The following is a 21757-nucleotide window of genomic DNA, read 5'->3' as shown; positions in this document are numbered from 1 at the left end:
AATTTGTATGGTTGTTAACGCAATTTAAGGGCGTTTCATTGCCTTTTAAATTGCGTTTTAATTTTAAATGTTCCGCTTTCGCGAAAGCGAGATCACAACAATCTCTTACAATAATACTCTTTTATTATAAAAAGTATACTACACAACCTAATCCTACTAGTGTCAATACAATAGTATAAGGTAAAGCCATTTTCACCATTTTACCATATGATAAATTGATAAGAGGTGCTAGTGCGGATGTCAGTAAGAATAAGAATGCCGCCTGACCATTAGGTGTAGCAACACTAGGCAGGTTAGTACCTGTGTTAATAGCTACTGCTAGATGTTCATACTGTTCTCTTGTGATAGTTCCTGCAGTATAAGCGTTACTAACCTCGTTAATATAAACGGTTGCAACAAAAACATTGTCTGAGATCATACTTAAGAAACCATTTGCAAGGTAAAATATTGCTGGCTGACTAGATGCGTCCTGGCTTAATGCCCATTCTATAATAGGAGCAAATAAGTGTTGATCATGTATCATAGCAACGATTACAAAGAAAACAACTAATAAACCTGTAAAAGGTAATGCTTCTTCAAATGCTTTACCTAGACTGTGCTCGTCAGTGATACCCATAAATGCAGTTTGAATCACAATTAATCCTAGTCCTATAAATCCTACTGGGGCAAGGTGTAATGCAAGAGCGGCAATTAATAAAACAGCAGATATACCTTGTACAACTAATGCATATTTTTCTTTACTAGTTCTTTCTGCATCTCTTTTTTCCATCCATCCTTCAATAATAGATCTTACTACAGGAGGCATTTTTTGACCAAAACCAAAAGTTTTAGTCGTTTCTAAAAAGACAGTTGTCAATACACCGGCAACGAGTACAGGCATAGTGATAATAGACATTACTTTAAAGAATTCAATGAAATCCCAACCCATTTTAGAACCTATCAATAGGTTTTGAGGTTCTCCTACTATTGTACAAACACCACCTAGTGCAGTACCTACAACACCGTGCATTACTAAACTACGTAAGAAAGCACGGAACTGTTCAAGAGTTTCACCACTTAATTGTTCTCTATCTAATTTGTTGTCTTTATCTAAATCTAGATCACTAGAATGAATAGTGTGATATACATTATAGAAACCTATACCTACACTTATTAATACAGCTGTCACAGTAAGAGCATCTAAGAAAGCAGATAGAATCGCACTTAATAAGAGGAATACTAGTGATAGAACTATTTTTGATTTAATCTTAGTAAAAAGTTTTACAAAGATGTACATTAATAGAGGTTTCATGAAGTAGATACCTGCTACCATGAATACCAGAAGAAGAATTACCTCTAGGTTTTGAGCAACCTCTGCATATACACCACCCAGCACATGATTACCTAGCTCATCCAGAACAGGCTTGTGTGTGTCGTGGTCTATTTTATACATAGGGTGCGTTAACCCTAAAACTAAAACTTGTATGGCTAGTAGACCACCAGATTGTAGTGGGTAACATTTTAATGCCATGGCTAGACAGAAAATAAATTCTGCAATGAAAACCCATCCCATGACCATACCGCTTAGTGCAAAGTAACCGATCACGTTAAAGATTAAGAAAAATATCATGGTTAATTTAAACCACTTGGGACTATTACCTAAAAAGTATTTCATCAAACTAATTGTTTAAGTGCTATTTCAAATGCAGTAGAACTGATTTGTTTTTTTGAACTGTTATTATTAAAAGTATTCTGAATAGCATTACGTATAGTCATGCTAGTATCATTAAAAATTGCTTCGTCGGTCATTTGTACACGACGCTCCATGAAGTAGGCAAATACTCTAGCCATACCACAATTAGAGATAAAGTCAGGGATTAAACTAACTTGCTCATCTGTATGCTCCATAATAGAGCCGAAGAAAATTTCCTTGTCTGCAAACGGAACATTTGCACCACAAGAAATAACCTCTAATCTAGATGCGATCATTTGATCTATTTGATCTTGAGATATTAATCTAGAAGCCGCACAAGGAGCAAAAATCTCAGTTTTGATTTTCCAGATGCGATCATTTACTTCTTCAAAAGGTATAAGATTTTTTGCCTTAAGAGTATTTCCGTCCTTATTTAAAAATAATTGGGTAATCTCTTCATGGCTAAAACCATCTTCATTAATCAAACCACCAGCGCGATCTATAATTCCTACTATTTTTGCTCCCATTTGAGAAAGGTAAAAAGCAGCAGAGCTACCTACATTACCAAATCCTTGAACAACCGCGCGTTTTCCTTTTACGTTACCACCATAAATATCATAGAAATGCTTTACGGCCTCTGCAACACCATAACCGGTGATCATGTCTGCAACGGTATATTTTCTAGAAACGTCTGGAGAAAATGTAGGGTTTTCTATAACTTTAATTACACCCTGACGCAATTGTCCGATGCGATTAATTTTATCTGCTTCACTAGGAGAAAAATGTCCGGTAAAAACACCTTCTTGTGGGTGCCATACTCCACAATCTTCTGTCATAGGTATAACCTCGTGAATTTCATCTACGTTAAGGTCTCCACCGGTACCATAATAACTTTTTAATAATGGAGATACTGCTTTGTACCATCTTTCTAGAACGCCTTTTTTACGAGGGTCTTGTGGGTCAAAGTTAATTCCAGATTTTGCTCCACCTATTGCTGGACCAGAAACTGTAAACTTTATTTCCATTGTTTTTGCTAGAGAAAGCACCTCGTTTTTATCAAGTCCTTTTCTCATTCTAGTACCACCACCTGCTGCACCACCACGTAAACTATTAATAACTGTCCATCCTTCGGCATCTGTTTCTGGATCATTCCAGTGGAAAACGATTTCGGGACTCGCGTTTTCATAACGTTTAAGTAGTTCTTTCATTTAGCTAGATTAGTTTGCACAAATATAATATAGTGACAATTGGAAATCTACTTTTTTACAATTTCTTAAGGTACGTAGATAACGCCGCTACTATGGTCTTTATTTGCTCCAGTAACACTTGATAAACAGTTGTTTGTGTTGCGTAATTTTAAAACGCCTAGTAAGGCAAATATTAAAGCTTCCTTATTTTCTACAATTTCATCTTCTGGAATGGTGATTTTTACCGCTGTATGTTTCTTTAGAGAATCTATTAAATAAGTGTTGAAAGCGCCGCCACCAGTGATTAGTAATGTTTTTTTATCTTGTAATTGGTTTGCTATTTGAATTGCAACGTGTTCTGTGAATGTAGCTATAGCATCTATGGTTTGAATAGAGTCTAGGATCTTAAAAATGTGTTCATTCACCCATTCCATGCCTAGGGATTTAGGGGCGACTTCTTGATAAAATGCTAGTTGATTTAATAATTTTAACTGAGGTGTTTGAATTTTTCCCGCTTTCGCGAAAGCGCCACCTGCATCATACTCTTTACCTAATTTTAGGGAATAGTGATTGAGAACAACATTTACAGGGCATATGTCATAAGCGATTCTTTGCGTGTGTTTTTCAAAACTCAGGTTTGCAAATCCGCCTAGGTTAAGACAGTAGTCGTAATTTCCAAATAATAAACGATCGCCTATGGGTACTAATGGTGCTCCCTGCCCATGTAATTCTACATCTTGTACTCTAAAATCGCATACCACGCGTTCTTTAATAATTTTAGCTAGATGAAGAAGATTACCTATTTGTAGCGTATATTTTTCTTGTGGTTTATGAAAAATGGTATGACCGTGAGAACAAACGGCTACTATTTCTTTGATTTGATTATTAGTGATAAAGGTATTTATTGTGTTACCTAAATACTCAGTGTATTCTTCATTTAGTTCTATTATTGCCGCAGGATCAAAGTGAATAGCCTCGGCTAGTTTTTGTTTCATCGATGGCGTGTAGGCTATAGTTTCTGCACTGTGAATTTGAAAGCTCCAGACATCTTTGCGTACTAATGTAATGTGTGCGATGTCTATGCCGTCTAGGGAAGTTCCGGACATTACTCCTAAAACGTTATAGTACTGATGATTCATAAGTTAAAGGTGTTGAAAATGGTGTAGAATAACATTAGATTTGCAAAACGGAAAAATAACTAAAAAAATACAAGAATAAATGGATTTTGGCCTAACAGAAGAGCATCTAATGATAAGAGATGCTGCAAGAGATTTTGCAAGAACAGAGCTTTTACCTGGAGTTATAGAAAGAGATAATCTTCAAAGATTTCCTGCTGAGCAGGTTAAGAAAATGGGTGAGCTAGGTTTTCTAGGTATGATGGCTTCTCCTAAGTATGGTGGTGGTGGTATGGATACTATTTCTTATGTACTAGTGATGGAAGAGCTTTCTAAAATAGACGCAAGTGCATCAGTAATCGTTTCTGTAAATAATTCATTAGTATGTTGGGGTCTTGATACATATGGTACAGAGGCTCAAAAGGAAAAATATCTAACTAAGCTTACTACTGGAGAGTCTATAGGTGCTTTTTGTTTATCTGAGCCAGAAGCTGGTAGTGATGCTACATCTCAAAAGACTACAGCTATAGATAAAGGTGACCATTATGTACTTAATGGAACTAAAAACTGGATTACTAATGGTAATAGCGCAGATTTTTACCTTGTAATCGCGCAAACCGATAAAGAGAAAAAACATAAAGGTATCAACGCTTTTATAGTAGAAAAAGGTTGGGACGGTTTTGAAGTAGGTGCAAAAGAAGATAAGTTAGGAATACGTGGTAGCGATACTCATTCTTTAATTTTCAATGATGTTAAAGTGCCTAAAGAAAATAGAATAGGTGAAGATGGTTTTGGATTTAAATTTGCCATGAAAACTCTTTCTGGTGGTCGTATTGGTATTGCTGCACAAGCATTAGGTATCGCGTCTGGTGCTTATGAGCTAGCTAGAGATTATTCTAAGGTAAGAAAAGCATTTGGTACTGAGATCTGTAATCACCAAGCTATTGCTTTTAAACTAGCAGATATGCACACTAATATTACTGCTGCTCGTCATCTAGTTATGCAAAGTGCCTGGGATAAAGATCAAGGTCGTAATTATGATATGAGTGGTGCTATGGCAAAACTTTTTGCTTCACAAACTGCAATGGACGTGTCTGTAGAAGCGGTGCAAGTGCATGGAGGTAATGGTTTTGTTAAAGAATATCACGTAGAGCGTTTAATGAGAGATGCAAAAATCACTCAGATTTATGAAGGTACTAGCGAGATTCAAAAAATAGTAATCTCTAGAGGGTTACTTAAAGACTAATATTCTTAAAAGAATATAATTTAAAGAGCTGTAATTTTTACAGCTCTTTTTTTTATGTCATTTATTTAAATAATGTAGCTTTACAATCTATGAAAATATTAGTAACAGGAGGTTTAGGTTATATAGGTTCTCATGTGGTGGTGGAGCTACAAGAACAAGGTTATGAGGTTGTAATTATAGATAACTTATCTAACACTTCTATTGATGTTCTAGATAATATAAAATCCATTACTAATATTGAGCCGGCGTTTGAAAATGTAGACGTAAGAGACAAAGATGGTCTGTCTAAATTTTTTAATCAGTATCCAGATATATCCGGAATTATTCATTTTGCCGCTTCAAAAGCGGTAGGCGAGAGTGTGAATAATCCATTATTATACTATGAGAATAATATTAACGCATTAGTTTATCTATTACAAAATGTTCAAGATAAAGAAATGAGTATCATATTTAGTTCTTCTTGTACTGTTTATGGTCAGGCAGACGTGTTGCCAGTTACTGAAAATGCACCTATAAAACCTGCGGAATCTCCATATGGTAATACAAAGCAAGTAGGGGAAGAGATAATTAAGGACACATGTAAAGTAAAACCTAACCTTAAAGCGATTGCATTAAGGTATTTTAACCCTATAGGTGCTCATGAAAGTGCAAAAATAGGCGAGTTGCCACTAGGTGTACCTCAAAATCTAGTTCCATATATAACTCAAACCGCTATAGGTTTAAGAGAGCAACTTTCGGTTTATGGAGATGATTACCCAACTAGAGATGGTACAGCTATAAGAGATTATATTCATGTAGTAGATCTAGCTAAAGCTCATGTAGCGGCTCTATCCAGACTGTTAGAAAAGAAAGCTGATGAAAACTTTGAAGTATTTAACGTAGGTACAGGAACTGGGTCAACTGTGTTAGAAGTTATTGCTGCTTTTGAAAAAGCTAGTGGACAAAAATTAAATTATAAAATAGTAGGCCGCCGTGTAGGAGATGTGGTAGAGGCTTATGCTCAAACTGATAAAGTAAGAAATATTCTGGGTTGGGAATCAAAATATAATCTGGAAGAAGCATTAGGTAGTTCTTGGGTTTGGGAAAAAAGAGTGAGGAATAAATAAATAATATTTATATTTTAAAAGCAGCCGATTCATTACTTATGAGTCGGCTTTTTTATGGTTACACTTTCTCCATCCTGATTAAAGTATTGATAGACGCCACTATTACTCGTCTCTTTAATTATTATGTAACTAGATGCATCTCTAGTGGTGTGAGGTTGGGACTGGCCCGATAGGTAAGTGAATAGTTCTGGAAATAAGTTGATAGAACTGGTTATTCGTTCTTGATAAGGGGCAAACGATTCAGGTGCTTTAACTGCTAGCAAAGAATTAAATATACTTTTCTTTAATTCTAAATTATTAGTAATTTCCTGATAAGCCTTCTCGGTATATTCAAAGCCGGCAAACCCTCCATGATCTGCTGCAATTATAATTATTCCATCCTTGTCATGAGTTGTAATTAAATTTATAAGCTTATTTACCTCTGTGTTGATATCAGGTATTTTTTCTAAATAAATCTCAGTTTCTTTTTCAATTCCTAAACTAAATGTTTTGCTGTGACTAATATGACTAGGGCTCAATATCTCTATAAAGAAAAATTGCGGTGCTATACTTTGGTTATCGTTCAATCTGTTTTTGAAATCAAAATAATAATCAATATCATTATGAAATACGGGAAAAAAGGAAATGTCTTCCATTTCTATGTTTGTATAATCATAGAACACATCAGGTCTATTATATAATAAGTAGTTACTCTGTAGAATAGCATTTGTCTCGTATCCATTATTTTTAAAAGTTCTCAAAACTGGATTTGTTCCCATGATTTTATCTCTGGCATTAAATAGCTCGTTCTTTGCCTTGCCTTGGTTGAAATAATGATGTTGTGCGTTAAATAGTGTACTGTTAGATGATAGCGTAGAGGGATAGTTACTGCGGTAATTGTGATTAAAATTAAAGTTGTAGGTTTCTAGATTATCATAAAATTGATCATTTGGGTAATTGTATAGCTGTCCAGTCATCGTGGGTTTACCTACATAACCATCTGGTTGAATAAGATATATATTAGGTTTTTTTTGAAAAGTGAATTTTTCAAAATCTTCTGGTGTAGACCATTCTTGAAGACTGTATACAGATTGATAATAATAGTTACCAAATTGTAATACTGCTGGAATAATCATAAGACCTAAAAGTAGTACGCCTATTTTATAGAATTTAGATAAGTATTTAGAAGTAGCTATGGTTATTATAAATACTAGAATAAGAGGTTTCCATCTCCACCTCATAAAAACAAATAAGGATAGAATGATAGCAAGGTTAATGATTAAAAAACAATAGTATAAATGTTTTCGGTCTATACAGACTTTCTTTTTGAATACCAAGTCCAATAAAACTAGAGCTGTAGATGGGGCAACTATAAAATAAATTAAGAAGGCTATAAACTGCTCCCATGAATTAATTAAAGTAAAGTTGTTTTGGTATAAATATAACAGAGAATAGATGCCTGGTAAAACAGCTACGGTCCACCAGTAATGATGGTCGTTTTTCAAATATTCTAAAATTTTGGCTTTCATATTTTAATTGAAATATTCGTTTTCTTCTTAATATAGTTTAAGGATGGAGTAGGAAGTAAAGTGAATATGGTTAGGAATCAAATATAAATAAATAGCTTTTAAGTGTGGATTATGATATCTATTCAGTTGATTTTATTGAATAGAAAAAGCCGATTCATTTATATGAATCGGCTTTTGATGAATTTCTAAATGTAAACTAATTACTTAGGATCAAGTATCATGTTAATTCTTTCTACTAAATCTTGTAGGTGAATTTTAGATAACTTATCACTAGTACGACTAGCTGCACGAGTAGCATCTCTTTTAAGAGTAACTAACTCTGCACGTACGATAGGTCTAATATCACTTTGTTCTACATCTACTCTTGTACCACCAAAACGGCTTCTAGGAGCTTCATTAGTCATGATAAACTCAAGCCTTTCTACATAAGCACGTTGTAGGTTACGACGGTAACGATCAATAGTTTGACCTTTAGGTAGTTCTTTGAAGAGACCTTTTCTTAATTCAGTCATCATATCAAGTAAACCATATGCATTGCTACCGTTAACTTCTTCATTTTCCATAAGTCTAGCCATACGGCCAAAGTCAAGAACACTATTAAGTGTGCGTACTTGCATACCACGTATTCTCTCTATACCACCAGCAGATTCTATTTTATTGAAAATATTTTGATCGATTAACCACTCTGGTGTATCAAATAATTGAGTGTGTAAGAAAGCCATTGCACGTTGTTGTTTGTCCTTTGAAGCATGCTCATAAACAGCACCTTCTTGGCCATAAGCTTTGTAAGTTTCTTTAACTCCACCTATGTTCCCAGTAACGTGACCCATATAACGGTTAAACTGTCCTACTAGTTGACCATACATACCTTCTAACTCGTCAAAGTTCTCACCTTCTTCACCTGTCCATTTACCTAAGTTAGGAACAATACGTTTTAAGTTTTTAATACCGTATTCACTAGCACGCATAGAGTCATCCCCTAGATCTTCAGTTTGTGAAGTATGGTCTACCACACCAAATTGCTGACGACCAAATCTGTAAACTGGATCTCCAGCCTTTTCAAGAATCCAGCTATCAAGTGTTTTCTTTTCTTCAATTGCAGTTTTATCAGGTATAGGCATGTAACCCCATTTGATAGAGTATTTATCATAAGGACCTACTTCTGGCATAAGAGCTACATCTCCATCTTCTGGCTGTGCGATATAATTAAAACGAGCATAATCCATAATAGATGGTGCAGTACCGAATTCTTTAGTAAAAGCAGGGTCTCTTAATTTTTCTACAGGATAAGCAATAGAACTACCCATGTTATGAGGTAAACCTAGTGTGTGACCTACTTCATGAGAACTTACAAAACGTATTAAACGTCCCATAACCTCGTCATCAAAGTTATTCATACGTGCATCTGGATTAATTGCAGCCGTTTGTATAAAGAACCAGTTGTGTAATAAAGTCATTACATTGTGGTACCAGTTGATGTCGCTTTCTAGAATCTCTCCAGATCTTGGGTCACTTACGTGAGGTCCATTTGCATTAGGAATAGGAGATGCTAAGTATCTTACCGTTGAGAATCTAACATCTTCAGGACTCCATTCTGGGTCTTCTTCTTTGGTAGGTGCATCTTTTGCTATGATAGCTTCTTTAAAACCAGCAGCTTCAAAAGCAACTTGCCAGTCTTCAATACCTTGCTTGATATATTTTCTCCATTGAACAGGTGTTGCAGGATCGATATAATAAACGATTTGCTTTTTAGGTACTACTAATTCACCAGCCTTAAATTTAGCCATGTCCTCATCTCTTACCTCAAGTCTCCATCGGTCTAGGTAGGTAACTGTTTTTGTTTTCTGATCATTAAGACCGTAATCTTGTTGGCCTCTAGCAAACCATCCTACACGCTGGTCAAAGTAACGTCTCTTCATAGGTACTTTAGGTAAAAGTATCATAGAGTTGCTTAATTCTAATGATATAGATTGCACACTTCTGTTAGAAGGTGGTGCGCTAGAAAAGTATGTTTTTACGTGTCTAGTTTCTATATTTTGTGGATAAGAACGTAGAGTGTCTATGTATGATCTCGTAGCGTCGACTCTACTTACTTTGTATCTTGTTCTAGCTCTTTGTGGAAAACCTATAGCCTTAACATCCTTAGTAAAGAAGTCTGTTACGTCTATTACTGTGTTGTTAGTAACACTGTCTTTCTTTATAGCTTTAATAGGGAAAGAGTAAAGAATAGGTTCAAAATTTGAATTTTCTACTGCAATACTTACCGGTAAAGAGTCTGCTGCAACTACTTGATGAGATACAACTCTTAGAAGTACGTCTTTATTTTTCTTTTGCCATCTTAAGGTTTGGGTATTTTGTTTACCACCTCCGAAACCTAAGCCTGAAGCAGTTTTTGCAATACGAGTTACCATTAACATCTCTCTATTAAAAAGGCTGTCAGGTATTTCATAGAACCACTTTTCTCCTACTTGATGTACGGTAAATAAACCTTCATCACTTTTGGCTTTTTTAGTGATTACCTTTGAGTAAGGTTGTATGTCACCTTTTTTAGGTTTCTTAGCTGCTGCGCTTGTCTTAGGCGCTGTTTTCTTTTTCCCTTGGAAAACAGAACAGCTTGTTGTCATGAAGACTGCTAGTAGCAGCATCATCAACATTTTAATTTTGCTCATTGATTTTGTTTTTTTATTGATGCCTAAATATATTGTCATAAACCTCAATATTTCTTAACAAGACGTTAACGCGATATAGGATTTTCTGTTAAAGTTAATTTTTGTAAATGAATTCTTACGTATTCCGCTTTCGCGAAAGCGAGATTAAAACAAAAAAAAACTCGATAATTAAATTATCGAGTTTCTAGTAAAGGATTATAAAGATGTGATTTTACATCAAAATTTAAATAGTTGGCTAATCCTTAGTTTGTAGGAAATGCCCACATGTCGTTGTCTAGTAAATGTCCACCTTGTGCACTAATTGCTGCATTATAATTAGTACCGTTAGTTAATCTTTCAGAGATAGGGTAAAGAAATCTACGAGGAATAACTCTAGAAGGATTAACGCCACCTACAGCACTTGGATTAGGTGTTAAAGCAGGGAATTTTGTTCTTCTAAAATCTGTCCACGCTTCAATCGGTGCGTTACCATAAAAAGATTTATACTTTTCAGTAATAATCGTTTCTATTTTATCATCCATACTTCCTGAAAGAGCTAGAGCTGCAGTATAAGTGTCTGCATCTGCTTGTGATACTCCTACATAAAGCATGTTAGCCTCTACAGCATCTTGCAATGCAGCAAGAGCATCTGCATCGGTACCGCTTGTTCTTACGATAGCTTCAGCTTCTATGAATTTTACTTCCCAATAAGAAATTAATGGAGTAGGAGAGTCTGCTTGTCCCCAAAATAATCCTGCTCCTGCAAAATCACCGTCTACGTTAGTGTAAACTGGTAGTCTTGGGTCTCCCGTCATTAAAGAAGTTAACTGTGGGCTTACACCTAGTGTACCTGGTCTGTCATTGTCAAACAAGAACAAAGGATTTGAATTTGCCGCTGGCGAGGAATAAACAAAATCTGCTTGTTCACTTGTACTAGATAATGCTAACTGTGCTTGTGCAAGAGCACTAGCTGCAGCAGTATTATCAACTGAAGTTAAATGGATGTAATAACGAGCCTTTAATGCTCTCGCTGTTTTTTCCCAATCTGCTCCACCAGATCCAACACCATAAAATTCTCCGATACCACTAGATACTCCTCCAGCTATAGATTCATCTAGTAATCTTTGGATAGTAGCATAAACATCTTCTTGAGAATCAAATGTTGGGTTAAAATTTCCTTGATCTCCAATAAATGCATTATCATAAGGTACATCACCCCACATAGTAGTAGCTAGACCTAGGTTAGTAGCCATATATAACTTTGCTAGTGCTCCTACTTCTTCAGTGTTACTTGTGAAAATACCATAACAGTCTGGCATTGCTCCTGTACCGTAAAGTGCCGCATCCCAATAGTCATCAGTGTCATCTTCACCAATATTATACTGGTCATATGCTATTTGCTGTGCATCTAGCCCTTCATATTGCTGGGCAACTATACCTGCTATTCTAGCATTGATGGCAACCATATTTCTATGTGTTTGTGCAATCATACCAGGGTAAACCGCACCTGCATTTACTGATGCGCCATTAGGGTTATTTTGATCTATGTTTTCGTCTGTTATTTCACAGGATACTAAGCTGAGAAATAGGACTCCTATTAATATTTGTATTTTTTTCATATCGGCTTTTTTTAAAAATTAAGATTAAGGTTTACACCATAACTCTTGGTATTAGGTTGATTGAAATAATCTAAACCATAACCATTACTATCTCCTGTTAAGTTCGTCTCAGGATCTACTCCTGGATAATCAGTACTTAACCATAAGTTTCTACCATATGCAGAAATAGATGCGCTTTCAAAGAATGTCTTTTCTAGTAACTTAGAAGGTAAGTTATAAGTAACTGTTAATTCTCTAAGTCTTATCCATGAACCGTCATAGATATTACTTTCACTAGTACCACCAAAGCCATATCTTCTATAGAAGTTGTTGTTTTCACTAATAGTTGAATCATAATAAGGAACAACTTGTGTATTAGGTAGTCCAGTAGACTGTACTGTACCTTGAAAAACAGTAGTTTGATCTCTGTTTAAAGTACGAGTAGATGTACCGAAGAAGTCTAGAATACCACAAGTACCACACCATACATCACCACCTTTTCTAATGTCAAAAAGGAATGATAAAGAGAAGTCTTTATAAGAAATAGTATTGCTTATTCCTGCTTGCCAGTCTGGAGTAGGATCACCTACTATAGAATTCTCAGTACTTTGAATAGGGTAACCATCGTCACCTATTAAAACATTACCAGCGTCGTCTCTTTGAAAACTACTACCGAATATCGCACTAAAAGGCTGTCCAGCAGCTGCTACTGCAGATGTGCTAGAGAATCCATTTAAAGTTACTTGCTCTACACCTGGTGCAAGTGATTCTACAATGTTCTCATAAGTAGTCCAGTTAACATCTATATTCCATTGAAAATCATCAGTTCTTATAGGTGTATAACCTAGTGCGATTTCCACACCTTTGTTAGAAACCTCTGCTGCGTTATCTATTTTACTAGTAAAACCTGAAGAAGATGCAACATCTACTGGTAAGATTACATCAGAAGAAAGTTTATCATAATAAGTTACGTCAAATTTCAATTTGTTATCGAACATTTTTAATTCCATACCTACTTCAAATTCTCTTGCTTTTTCAGGAGTTAAGTTTGGATTACCAGCTAGACCAGATCTCTCAAAAGATACCGTGTCATATGCAGGGAAAGAAACGCCTTGAATAAAGCCGTCACCACCTATGAATGATCCACCGAATACAGTAGTTGTTGCTAGGGTAGGAGCATCTTTTCCTACAGATCCATAAGATAATCTCAGTTTACCATAGTCTAAGAAGGAATCGTTTTCTTCAAAAAGTTCAGTAAATACAAAACTAGTACCTACAGAATAGGATTGGAAAGAATTGTTACCTACAGGTAATGTAGAAGACCAGTCATTTCTAAATGATGGAGTTACATAAATCATGTCTTTGTAGTTAAAACTAGCCGTTGCAAATGCACCGATTAATTTTTTACCTCCAGCAGACTCACGTACCTGGTTAGAAGAAGCATTGCTTACATCAAAGAATCCTGGAATAGTTAATCCATCACCTATTTGGATACGGCGACTAAATTTAGTATAGTAACCATCATAACCTACGTTATAAGTGAAGCCTAGGTCTTCATTTAATTGCTTAGAACCGTTGATAACCATGTTCCAGTTAATATCAGCATTTGCAATCTGGTCATTTATAACTCTACCAGAACCGAATGATGCATCTAAAACATTAAATCCTGATTTTCTTTGATCTGTATATTGATCCACAGAAAGTGCAGATCTTATTTCAATTTCATCAGATAATTTGTAGTTAAGACCAACTTTACCTATAAAACGACTTACATCATCAGTGTTAGAATTTTGTGCTACCGTAAAGTATGGGTTGTTGTAAATTCCATCTCTATAACTTCTTTGACCAGGTAATTCTTGACCTGCAATATTGTAAAAGTAAGAAGAAGAATTATCTGCAGCATCTTGACCTGTTAGGCCGTTACCGTTATCAAAAGTAGGGGTGCTTCTTACTAGACCTAGCATAATACCAGATATGTTAGAACCTCTTTGTACACGGTTACCACCAGATACACTATACTGTCCAGACATGTCTAGGCTAAATTTGTCATCTAATTTTGCATTTATATCTGCTCTAAAAGTCTTTCTGTCAAATTCTTCGTTAGGTGATATACCGTCTTGTGTTAATCTACCTATAGAACCACGGTATCTTATTGTTTCATTTCCACCTGCTACAGAAAAGTTATTTTCTTGAAGTACTCCAGTTTTAAAGAAATCATAATGATCGTAAGTATTTGCAGCTTGTCCATTTCCTGTTCCAGCAGCAACTAGTCTACCGTTACTATCAAAAGGGTAGTCTGTTGCGCCATCATATTCTAGAGTGTTAACGTTAGGTCCCCAAGAGTCTCCTTCAAAAGTTTCAGGACCTCTGTAAGTTAAAACGCCACCTACAACACCACCTTGAGCATAAGTTCTTTGAAGGTCTGGAACTTTATTGTATTGAGAGAATGTTGTGTTAGAAGTAATACTTGCAGTTGTTTTACCTAATTTTCCTTTTTTAGTAGTTATCAATACCACACCATTAGAAGCTCTAATACCATAAAGTGTTTGAGCTGCTAGTCCTTTTAATACAGTTACACTAGCAATGTCGTTAGAGTTAAGGTCTACTGCTCTATTTGAGAAGTCAGTACCACTTAAACCTCCATCACCATCTGCTTCAGAGGTAGATGAGTTGTCGATAGGTACACCATCTACAATGAATAGGGGAGAGTTTCCACCTACGATAGAACTATTACCTCTAATTCTGATGTTAGCAGATGCTCCAACAGAACCGGAAGAGTTAGTTACACTCACACCAGGTGCTTTACCAGCTAGAGCAGATATAACGTTAACCTCTTTAGCTCTTGTGATCTCGTCAGAATCTACTGTTGCAATGGCATATCCTAAACCTCTAGGTTTAGCTTTTATCCCTTGCGCGATAACTACCACTTCTCCTAGTGCTTCAGCATCATCGGTTAATACAACATTGAGTACTGGCTCTCCAGTAACGCTAACTTCCTTAGTCTGCAGTCCTAAGTAAGAAAAGATAAGTACGTCGCCTTCTTGAGCGAGAATACTATACTTACCATCAATGTCTGTTTGTGCTCCGGTTTTAGTTCCTTTCTTAAGAACATTAACACCCAGTAATACTTCTCCTGAAGAGTCTGATACTGTACCAGAGATCTGTTTTTCTTGTGCAAAAGAAAATTGCACAACTAGCATCAATAGAAATACTAGTCTTTTGTGTAGAAATAATTTCATACAATTTGATTTATTTGGTTAAAACGCTAAAAGTATCACAATTAACTATTGTTAACCTAATTTCCTACAAATTAAATCCTAGTTATTTTATAGGGTTAATAGTTTAAAGTATTTAAAATGCTATAAATGAATTAATTATGTTTTTAACTTTAACATTTGATTTTTTCATCTAAATATCGTTTTTGTATATTTAGATAGTATTTTTTTTAAAAATTAACATTTATATTAATGATCTATTACCCTATAGTTTTAATGTAGTTATTAATTTTTCCCTTTTTGTTTTAATCTAATTAGTGCTTTTGCATTTTTTTTGATTGCTGTAGAGTTTAGTATTTAAGTTATGTCTTAAGTTTTTATCATTCCGCTTTCGCGAAAGCGAGTTTAAAACAAAAAAAAACTCGATAATTAAATTATCGAGTTTCTAGTAAGGAGATTCAAAATAGAGATCTCTATTTTTTTAATGTAAGTTCATTTTTAGATTAAGCAACAAGGGTGTTTTGTTAACTCACTAAATTTTTTTGATAAAATTTTTACTTTGAACTCATTTTATTATTTAAGACTAGTTAAATAAATACATCGTTCGTTTCTGATCGTTAGGTAGGCCTATTATATTATTAGCATAATCTTCTTGGTAGATCATGTCGCCTTTTTTAATATAGCCTTGTGCATAAGGGACGCATGTTGCCCATGATCCTGATGGTTTGCACTTAGAGACATCGTCTATTTTTACTACTGTATGGTTTTCTACGGTGATAAAAATGTATTTAAAATCTGTAGCTTTTTTTAAAGCTTCTCCAAAGTTTTCTTTTGAAATATCGATTTTTTCTGCTGCGGTGTCATCGGCAAGTTTTTGAAAATTTTCAATAGAGTTCCCTTTTTCAGATCGAGCAAACGACTTTATATCTTTTAAAAAATCAGTAACGCTGCCACTAGCGACTATTGCATTGCTTTTTGTAGCTGAGGTTACTGTGTTACTATCTGCGTGTTGATCAGTAGAAGTGGCTGCGGTGTTTTCATTTGCAGGAGGTAGGCTAGTGGTGATTTCTTTATCTTCTTTACAGCTTACTAATAAAGTTAGTAGAAAAAGAATACTTAAATATTTCATAGTTCGGTTTTATGATTAACGGTTTTTGGGATTCTATATTTTATATAGCCCAATGTACGTGAGTTAATTAAAATATAAAAGCCATCTCTTAAGAGGTGGCTTTTATTTAAAATAAGGTTAAGAAAAATAATTTACATCATTCCGCCCATTCCTCCTGGCATACCAGCAGGCATACCGCCACCAGCGTTTTCTTCCTTAATCTCTATAAGTGCACACTCTGTAGTAAGTATCATTCCAGAAACAGATGCTGCATTTTCTAATGCAACACGCGTTACTTTTTTAGGATCGATAATTCCTTCTTTAAGCATGTCTACATATTTATCGTTTTTAGCATCATAACCATTAGATCCTTTAGTTTCTAATACTTTTGATACGACAACACTTCCTTCACCACCAGCATTTTCTACGATAGTTCTTAGAGGTGCTTCTATAGCACGAGCTACGATAGAGATTCCTGTTTCTTCGTCTGCATTGTTAGCTTTAACTTTAGAAAGAACAGATTTTGCACGTACCAGAGCAACACCACCACCGGCTACGATACCTTCTTCTACAGCTGCACGAGTTGCATGAAGTGCGTCATCTACACGGTCCTTCTTTTCTTTCATTTCTACTTCACTTGCAGCACCTACATAAAGTACAGCAACACCACCAGCAAGTTTTGCTAGACGTTCTTGAAGTTTTTCTTTATCATAGTCAGATGTAGTATTCTCAATTTGAGATTTGATCTGTCCTACTCTAGATTTAATATCGGCATTGTTACCAGCACCGTTAACTAGAGTTGTGTTATCTTTATTGATATCTGCTTTTTCACAAGTACCTAGCATTTCTAGAGTTGTGTTTTCTAATGTAAATCCTCTTTCTTCAGATATTACAGTACCGCCAGTAAGAATAGCAATGTCTTCTAACATAGCTTTTCTTCTATCTCCAAAACCTGGTGCTTTAACAGCAGCAATTTTTAAAGAACCTCTTAATTTGTTTACTACTAATGTGGCAAGAGCTTCTCCATCTACATCTTCAGCAATAATAAGGAGAGGTTTACCAGTCTGAGCAACTGGTTCTAGAACTGGCATTAATTCTTTCATGGTAGAGATCTTCTTGTCGAATAACAAGATGTATGGATTCTCCAGTTCGGTAGTCATTTTTTCAGAATTAGTTACGAAGTATGGAGATAGATATCCACGGTCGAACTGCATTCCTTCTACTACGTCCACGTAAGTCTCGGTTCCTTTAGCTTCTTCTACGGTGATAACACCTTCTTTACCTACTTTTCCAAAAGCCTTAGCGATAAGATCACCTACTACCTCGTCATTATTTGCAGATATAGATGCTACTTGCTTAATCATCTCGCTAGAGTCACCTACCTTTTTAGCTTGCTTTTCAAGATCTTTTACGATAGATTCAACAGCTTTGTCGATACCGCGTTTTAAATCCATAGGATTTGCTCCAGCAGCTACATTTTTAAGACCTTCTTTTACGATAGCTTGTGCAAGTACAGTGGCAGTTGTAGTACCATCACCTGCAAGGTCATTAGTTCTAGAAGCAACTTCTTTTACCATTTGCGCACCCATGTTTTCCAGCTCGTTTTCTAGCTCGATTTCTTTGGCGACACTTACCCCATCTTTTGTTACTACAGGAGCACCAAATGATTTACCTATAATTACATTACGACCTTTAGGGCCTAATGTTACTTTTACTGCATTAGCAAGTGCGTCAACTCCACGTTTGATTCCGTCTCTTGCTTCTATATCAAATTTTATGTCTTTAGCCATTTCTTTAATTTTTTAAAATTTACTGTTTTGAACAGTTGTTTTTTTAATCGTTAAAATTATTGATGTTGTTCTCGCTTTCGCGAAAGCGGATCATTTTATTAAACTATCGCTAGAATATCATCCTCTCGCATGATAAGGTAATCGCTACCGTCTAGTTTTAATTCTGTACCACTGTATTTACCATAAAGAACGGTATCACCCACTTTTACAGTCATGTCGTGATCTTTTTTTCCATTTCCTACAGCAACTACTTTACCTTGTTGAGGTTTTTCTTTTGCTGTATCAGGAATATATAAACCAGAAGCTGTTTTTTGCTCTGCAGCAGTTGGTTCTATAACTACTCTGTCTGATAAAGGTTGAATATTTAATGCCATTTTAAAAAATGTTTATTTGATTATTAATGATGTTGGGAGTTCCATAAATATGCCAATTTATTTTCACTGACAAAACTTCTGTAAACAAAAATATCCAGCCTTGTGGGCTGGATATTTTGTCAGTTTATGATGTAGTGATTTACTATTCACTGTCAGTATCTGTACCTTCAGTAGTGTTAGTAGCATCGCTAGGTATATTGTTAGTTGTGCTTTCTACAGCTGTAGGATCTGTTACCTGGATAGAGCTTACAGACTTACCTTGAATTAAAGATGTACTAGCAAGAAGTATAAGGACAAGAAGTGCAGTAGAAAGTATCCATGTACTTTTATCTAAAAAATCACCTGTTTTCTTTACACCACCTAATTGTTGTGTGCCGCCACCACCAAAGCTAGAAGATAAACCACCTCCTTTAGGGTTTTGTACCATGATAACTACTATTAGTAAAAATGCTACTAAAACGATGAGTGCTAAAAAAATATAAAATGTTGTCATTATGTGTTGTTACTTTGTAAATTCTTAATTTCTTGAATTTGGTCTGCAAATAAACCACTTTTTTCTGGATGTTGCAATACTAAAATCTCATAAGCCTTCAAGGCTTTGGAATAGTTTTTTTGTGCAAGGTAAACTTTAGCAAGAGTTTCAGTCATAAATTGACTCGGATCTTGATATTGATTTGCTACATTAATCGAGGGACTGGGCGATTTACGAGGCTTTATCTTTGGTTTTTCTGCAAGAAATTGATCAATGCGAGCCATCTTTCTAGCGCGATCATCTTCTTCCTGAATTATTTCTGAAGATATTAAATTTTCATTTATTTCTTCTACTTTTTTTGAAGTAACCTGCTTTTCATCTTCAATTTGCGTTGTTCTATCAATAGGTTGAAGACTGGTTAATTGCAACCACTGAGAGAAACTATAGGTTTCATTTTTGTTAAACTCTAATGGCTCATCTGCTATAGAGGTGCTTTTCTTTTTTTCAAAAAGATCTATATCTGTTACTTGTGTGAAATCAGTGCTGGCATTAAAATCTTCTTCTATAGGTTTTTGAATAGCAAGTACTTCAGGAGTAGTTGATAATGTATTTTCAACATTTTCGTTTTCCTTTTCTTCTTCTCGAAGTTGCTTTATTTGTTCACTAACTTTATTCTGTATAAATGAATCTGACGTGATGAAATCAAATAATACAGATCTGTCTGTTGTGTGTGAGGCTGTCCTTTGTAATTCTTTATTATATAAAGGACTGCTTTCATTTTTTAGTCCTTTAAGATAAATACTGCGAGCCGCCTGGAAATATGGGAACTCTATAAGCGTCTCTTGTAGCAAGGCTATATGATCTACAGTGACCTGGTCAGGTTGTGCAAGTACATTATTTATGTGATTTACATCTACCATTTAGCTAGTGTGTCGTTTACAATATCTTGTGTGATTTGCTCATAGATTACCTCTAGGGCTGTTTCTAGAGCAGCGCCTTGTAATTGCACATTTGCGCTGTAGTCATAGAAAAAACTGTATTTCTTTTCAAAACTCTCTTCGTCTCTCTTAGTGTCTGTAAATCGTACATTTATCTCTATAGTTAATCGGTTTTGAGAGGCTGTACTATTTGCGGTAGCAGTCATAGGAGCGATGTAGTATCTAGTAATTTCTCCTTGATATATGTAATCGCCATTTTTAGTAACTAGATTTAAAGATGATTGATCTTGAATAAGTTCTTCTAATTTTATTTTAAAATCTCTTTCTATACCTGGTTCTACTAACGTTGCCTGATAACCGAAGTAATCTACTTGATAGGTCTTAATGTCTGCCGGTATGGTTACTCCACTTAAACTATAAAGCCCACAAGAACTTAAGCTTAAAAAAGCGAGTCCAATAATTAAAAAGCGTAGATTCTTAAAGATCATATTGTTTTATTTTACGGTATAGAGTGCGCTCTGAGATTCCTAGATCGTCTGCAGCGGCTTTTCTTTTACCTTTATGTCTGTCTAACGATTTTTTAATCAGTTCTATTTCCTTATCGGCTAGAGAAAGTGATTCTTCTTCTTCTATTTCTTGTGCAAAGTCATAACGGTCACTACTAGGTTGTACAGGTTCTACGTAGTGATTATCTATGTTTGCTTTTTGAATAGGCGCTATGTGTTCTTCTTGTGTGTAGTCGTATGCGTTATCTATAACGTCTTCATAATCCTGCTCATTTTCTTTATGGTTCCCATAAATACGTTTAATTAAACCAGGATTCTCTTCTCTTACATCTTTTGCGTTACCATTTTCCATCAACTCATTGGTGAGTTTTTTGAGATCGTTCAAGTCATTTTTCATGTCAAATAAGACTTTGTACAAGATCTCACGCTCGTTTGCAAACTCACTATCTGTTTTTTTCTTCTCACCTATAACAGCAGGTAAGTTTTTACCAGCGTCTGGTAAGTAATTGTGTAAAGTTGCGGCGGTTATATTTCTTTCTTTTTCTAGAACACTTATTTGCTCTGCAATGTTGCGCAACTGTCTTATGTTACCACTCCATCTATAATTGGTAAGCATGGAGATAGCATTTTCATCTAGACGCAAAGTGGGCATCTTGTACTTCATTGCAAAGTCACTTGCAAATTTTCTGAAAAGCAAATGAATATCTCCCTTGCGTTCTCTTAATGGCGGTAAGTCTATTTCTACAGTGCTTAGTCTGTAGTAGAGGTCTTCTCTAAATTTTCCTTTTTCAATCGCATCATACATTCTTACGTTAGTGGCTGCAACTATGCGTACATCAGTTTTTTGTGTGGTAGAAGATCCTACTTTAAGAAACTCACCATTTTCTAATACACGTAATAAACGTACTTGTGTAGGTAGCGGTAATTCTCCTACTTCGTCCAGGAATATGGTTCCGCCGTCTGCTACCTCAAAATATCCAGATCTAGTAGAAGTGGCACCTGTAAAAGCACCTTTTTCATGACCAAATAATTCTGAGTCTATGGTTCCCTCTGGGATTGCACCACAGTTTACAGCGATATATTTTGCATGTTTCCTAAAAGATTGTGAGTGTATGATTTTGGGTATACTTTCTTTACCGACTCCACTCTCTCCAGTAACAAGTACAGAAATATCTGTAGGAGCGACCTGTAATGACTTTTCTATCGCTCTATTAAAGCCGGGATCATTACCTATTAATTCAAAACGCTGTTTTACTGATTGTACACTTTCCATA

The 21757-nt window shown here is 35.4% G+C and carries 16 protein-coding genes; 2 read left to right on the top strand and 14 right to left on the bottom strand.

All coding sequences use genetic code 11. The features are described 5' to 3' along the window. Positions 1-124 precede the first annotated feature (124 nt). The 3 genes from nhaB to ACJJVN_RS03145 form a co-directional block, all read right to left on the bottom strand. On the bottom strand, positions 125-1654 hold the full coding sequence (nhaB, locus tag ACJJVN_RS03155) for a sodium/proton antiporter NhaB (RefSeq protein ID WP_245890696.1): 1530 nt from the start codon (positions 1652-1654) through the stop codon (positions 125-127). Next, complete coding sequence (locus ACJJVN_RS03150; protein ID WP_405377103.1) at positions 1654-2880, bottom strand: Glu/Leu/Phe/Val dehydrogenase dimerization domain-containing protein; 1227 nt, start codon at positions 2878-2880, stop codon at positions 1654-1656. Before ACJJVN_RS03150 ends, nhaB begins: the two co-directional genes overlap by 1 nt. A gap of 65 nt (positions 2881-2945) precedes the next feature. Further along, positions 2946-3998 carry an anhydro-N-acetylmuramic acid kinase gene (locus ACJJVN_RS03145; protein WP_405377102.1) on the bottom strand — a complete coding sequence of 351 codons (1053 nt, stop codon included), beginning with the start codon at positions 3996-3998 and terminating at the stop codon, positions 2946-2948. 79 nt (positions 3999-4077) lie between these two features. Between ACJJVN_RS03145 and ACJJVN_RS03140 the strand changes: the two genes are divergently transcribed. Further along, positions 4078-5220 (top strand): acyl-CoA dehydrogenase, encoded by a 1143-nt coding sequence (locus tag ACJJVN_RS03140; RefSeq protein ID WP_405370695.1) that lies wholly within the window; start codon positions 4078-4080, stop codon positions 5218-5220. 89 nt (positions 5221-5309) lie between these two features. Continuing rightward, positions 5310-6326, top strand: coding sequence for a UDP-glucose 4-epimerase GalE (galE, locus tag ACJJVN_RS03135; RefSeq protein WP_405377101.1), 1017 nt, complete (start codon positions 5310-5312; stop codon positions 6324-6326). A 32-nt stretch (positions 6327-6358) separates the two neighbouring features. Here galE and ACJJVN_RS03130 read toward each other — a convergent pair whose 3' ends face one another. From ACJJVN_RS03130 to ACJJVN_RS03080, 11 genes are all read right to left on the bottom strand, one after another. After that, the gene (locus ACJJVN_RS03130; RefSeq protein WP_405377100.1) at positions 6359-7834 is read right to left on the bottom strand and encodes a hypothetical protein; all 1476 of its coding nucleotides are present in this window, start codon (positions 7832-7834) and stop codon (positions 6359-6361) included. 200 nt (positions 7835-8034) lie between these two features. After that, positions 8035-10503, bottom strand: a complete 2469-nt coding sequence (locus ACJJVN_RS03125; RefSeq protein WP_170034603.1) for a zinc-dependent metalloprotease — start codon at positions 10501-10503, stop codon at positions 8035-8037. Between the two features lie 242 nt (positions 10504-10745). Continuing rightward, on the bottom strand, positions 10746-12101 hold the full coding sequence (locus tag ACJJVN_RS03120) for a SusD/RagB family nutrient-binding outer membrane lipoprotein (protein WP_405370700.1): 1356 nt from the start codon (positions 12099-12101) through the stop codon (positions 10746-10748). Positions 12102-12112: 11 nt separating this feature from the next. Continuing rightward, entirely contained in the window at positions 12113-15319 is a 3207-nt protein-coding gene (locus ACJJVN_RS03115) for a SusC/RagA family TonB-linked outer membrane protein (protein ID WP_405370702.1), read from the bottom strand. Positions 15320-15878: 559 nt separating this feature from the next. After that, complete coding sequence (locus tag ACJJVN_RS03110) at positions 15879-16424, bottom strand: hypothetical protein (protein ID WP_104515797.1); 546 nt, start codon at positions 16422-16424, stop codon at positions 15879-15881. Between the two features lie 131 nt (positions 16425-16555). Then, positions 16556-18193 (bottom strand): chaperonin GroEL, encoded by a 1638-nt coding sequence (groL, locus tag ACJJVN_RS03105; protein ID WP_405377099.1) that lies wholly within the window; start codon positions 18191-18193, stop codon positions 16556-16558. 98 nt (positions 18194-18291) lie between these two features. Continuing rightward, positions 18292-18567, bottom strand: coding sequence for a co-chaperone GroES (gene groES / locus ACJJVN_RS03100; protein ID WP_104515795.1), 276 nt, complete (start codon positions 18565-18567; stop codon positions 18292-18294). A 142-nt stretch (positions 18568-18709) separates the two neighbouring features. After that, positions 18710-19060, bottom strand: coding sequence for a preprotein translocase subunit SecG (gene secG, locus ACJJVN_RS03095; RefSeq protein WP_405370706.1), 351 nt, complete (start codon positions 19058-19060; stop codon positions 18710-18712). Beyond that, on the bottom strand, positions 19060-19959 hold the full coding sequence (locus ACJJVN_RS03090; RefSeq protein WP_405377098.1) for a hypothetical protein: 900 nt from the start codon (positions 19957-19959) through the stop codon (positions 19060-19062). The genes secG and ACJJVN_RS03090 overlap by 1 nt, the downstream gene beginning before the upstream one ends. After that, positions 19953-20465: an LPS assembly lipoprotein LptE gene (lptE, locus tag ACJJVN_RS03085; RefSeq protein WP_104515792.1), complete on the bottom strand. Its 513-nt coding sequence runs from the start codon at positions 20463-20465 to the stop codon at positions 19953-19955. Before lptE ends, ACJJVN_RS03090 begins: the two co-directional genes overlap by 7 nt. Then, a complete protein-coding gene (locus ACJJVN_RS03080) occupies positions 20455-21756 on the bottom strand; it encodes a sigma 54-interacting transcriptional regulator (protein ID WP_405377097.1) in 1302 nt (433 codons plus the stop codon). Before ACJJVN_RS03080 ends, lptE begins: the two co-directional genes overlap by 11 nt. Between the last annotated feature and the right edge of the window lies 1 nt (position 21757).

The organism is Nonlabens sp. Asnod3-A02 (genome assembly GCF_045063755.1).
GTDB classification, from domain to species: domain Bacteria; phylum Bacteroidota; class Bacteroidia; order Flavobacteriales; family Flavobacteriaceae; genus Nonlabens; species Nonlabens xylanidelens.
Note: the sequence above shows the minus strand (reverse complement) of the source record. Positions and strands in the feature narration are given on the sequence as shown.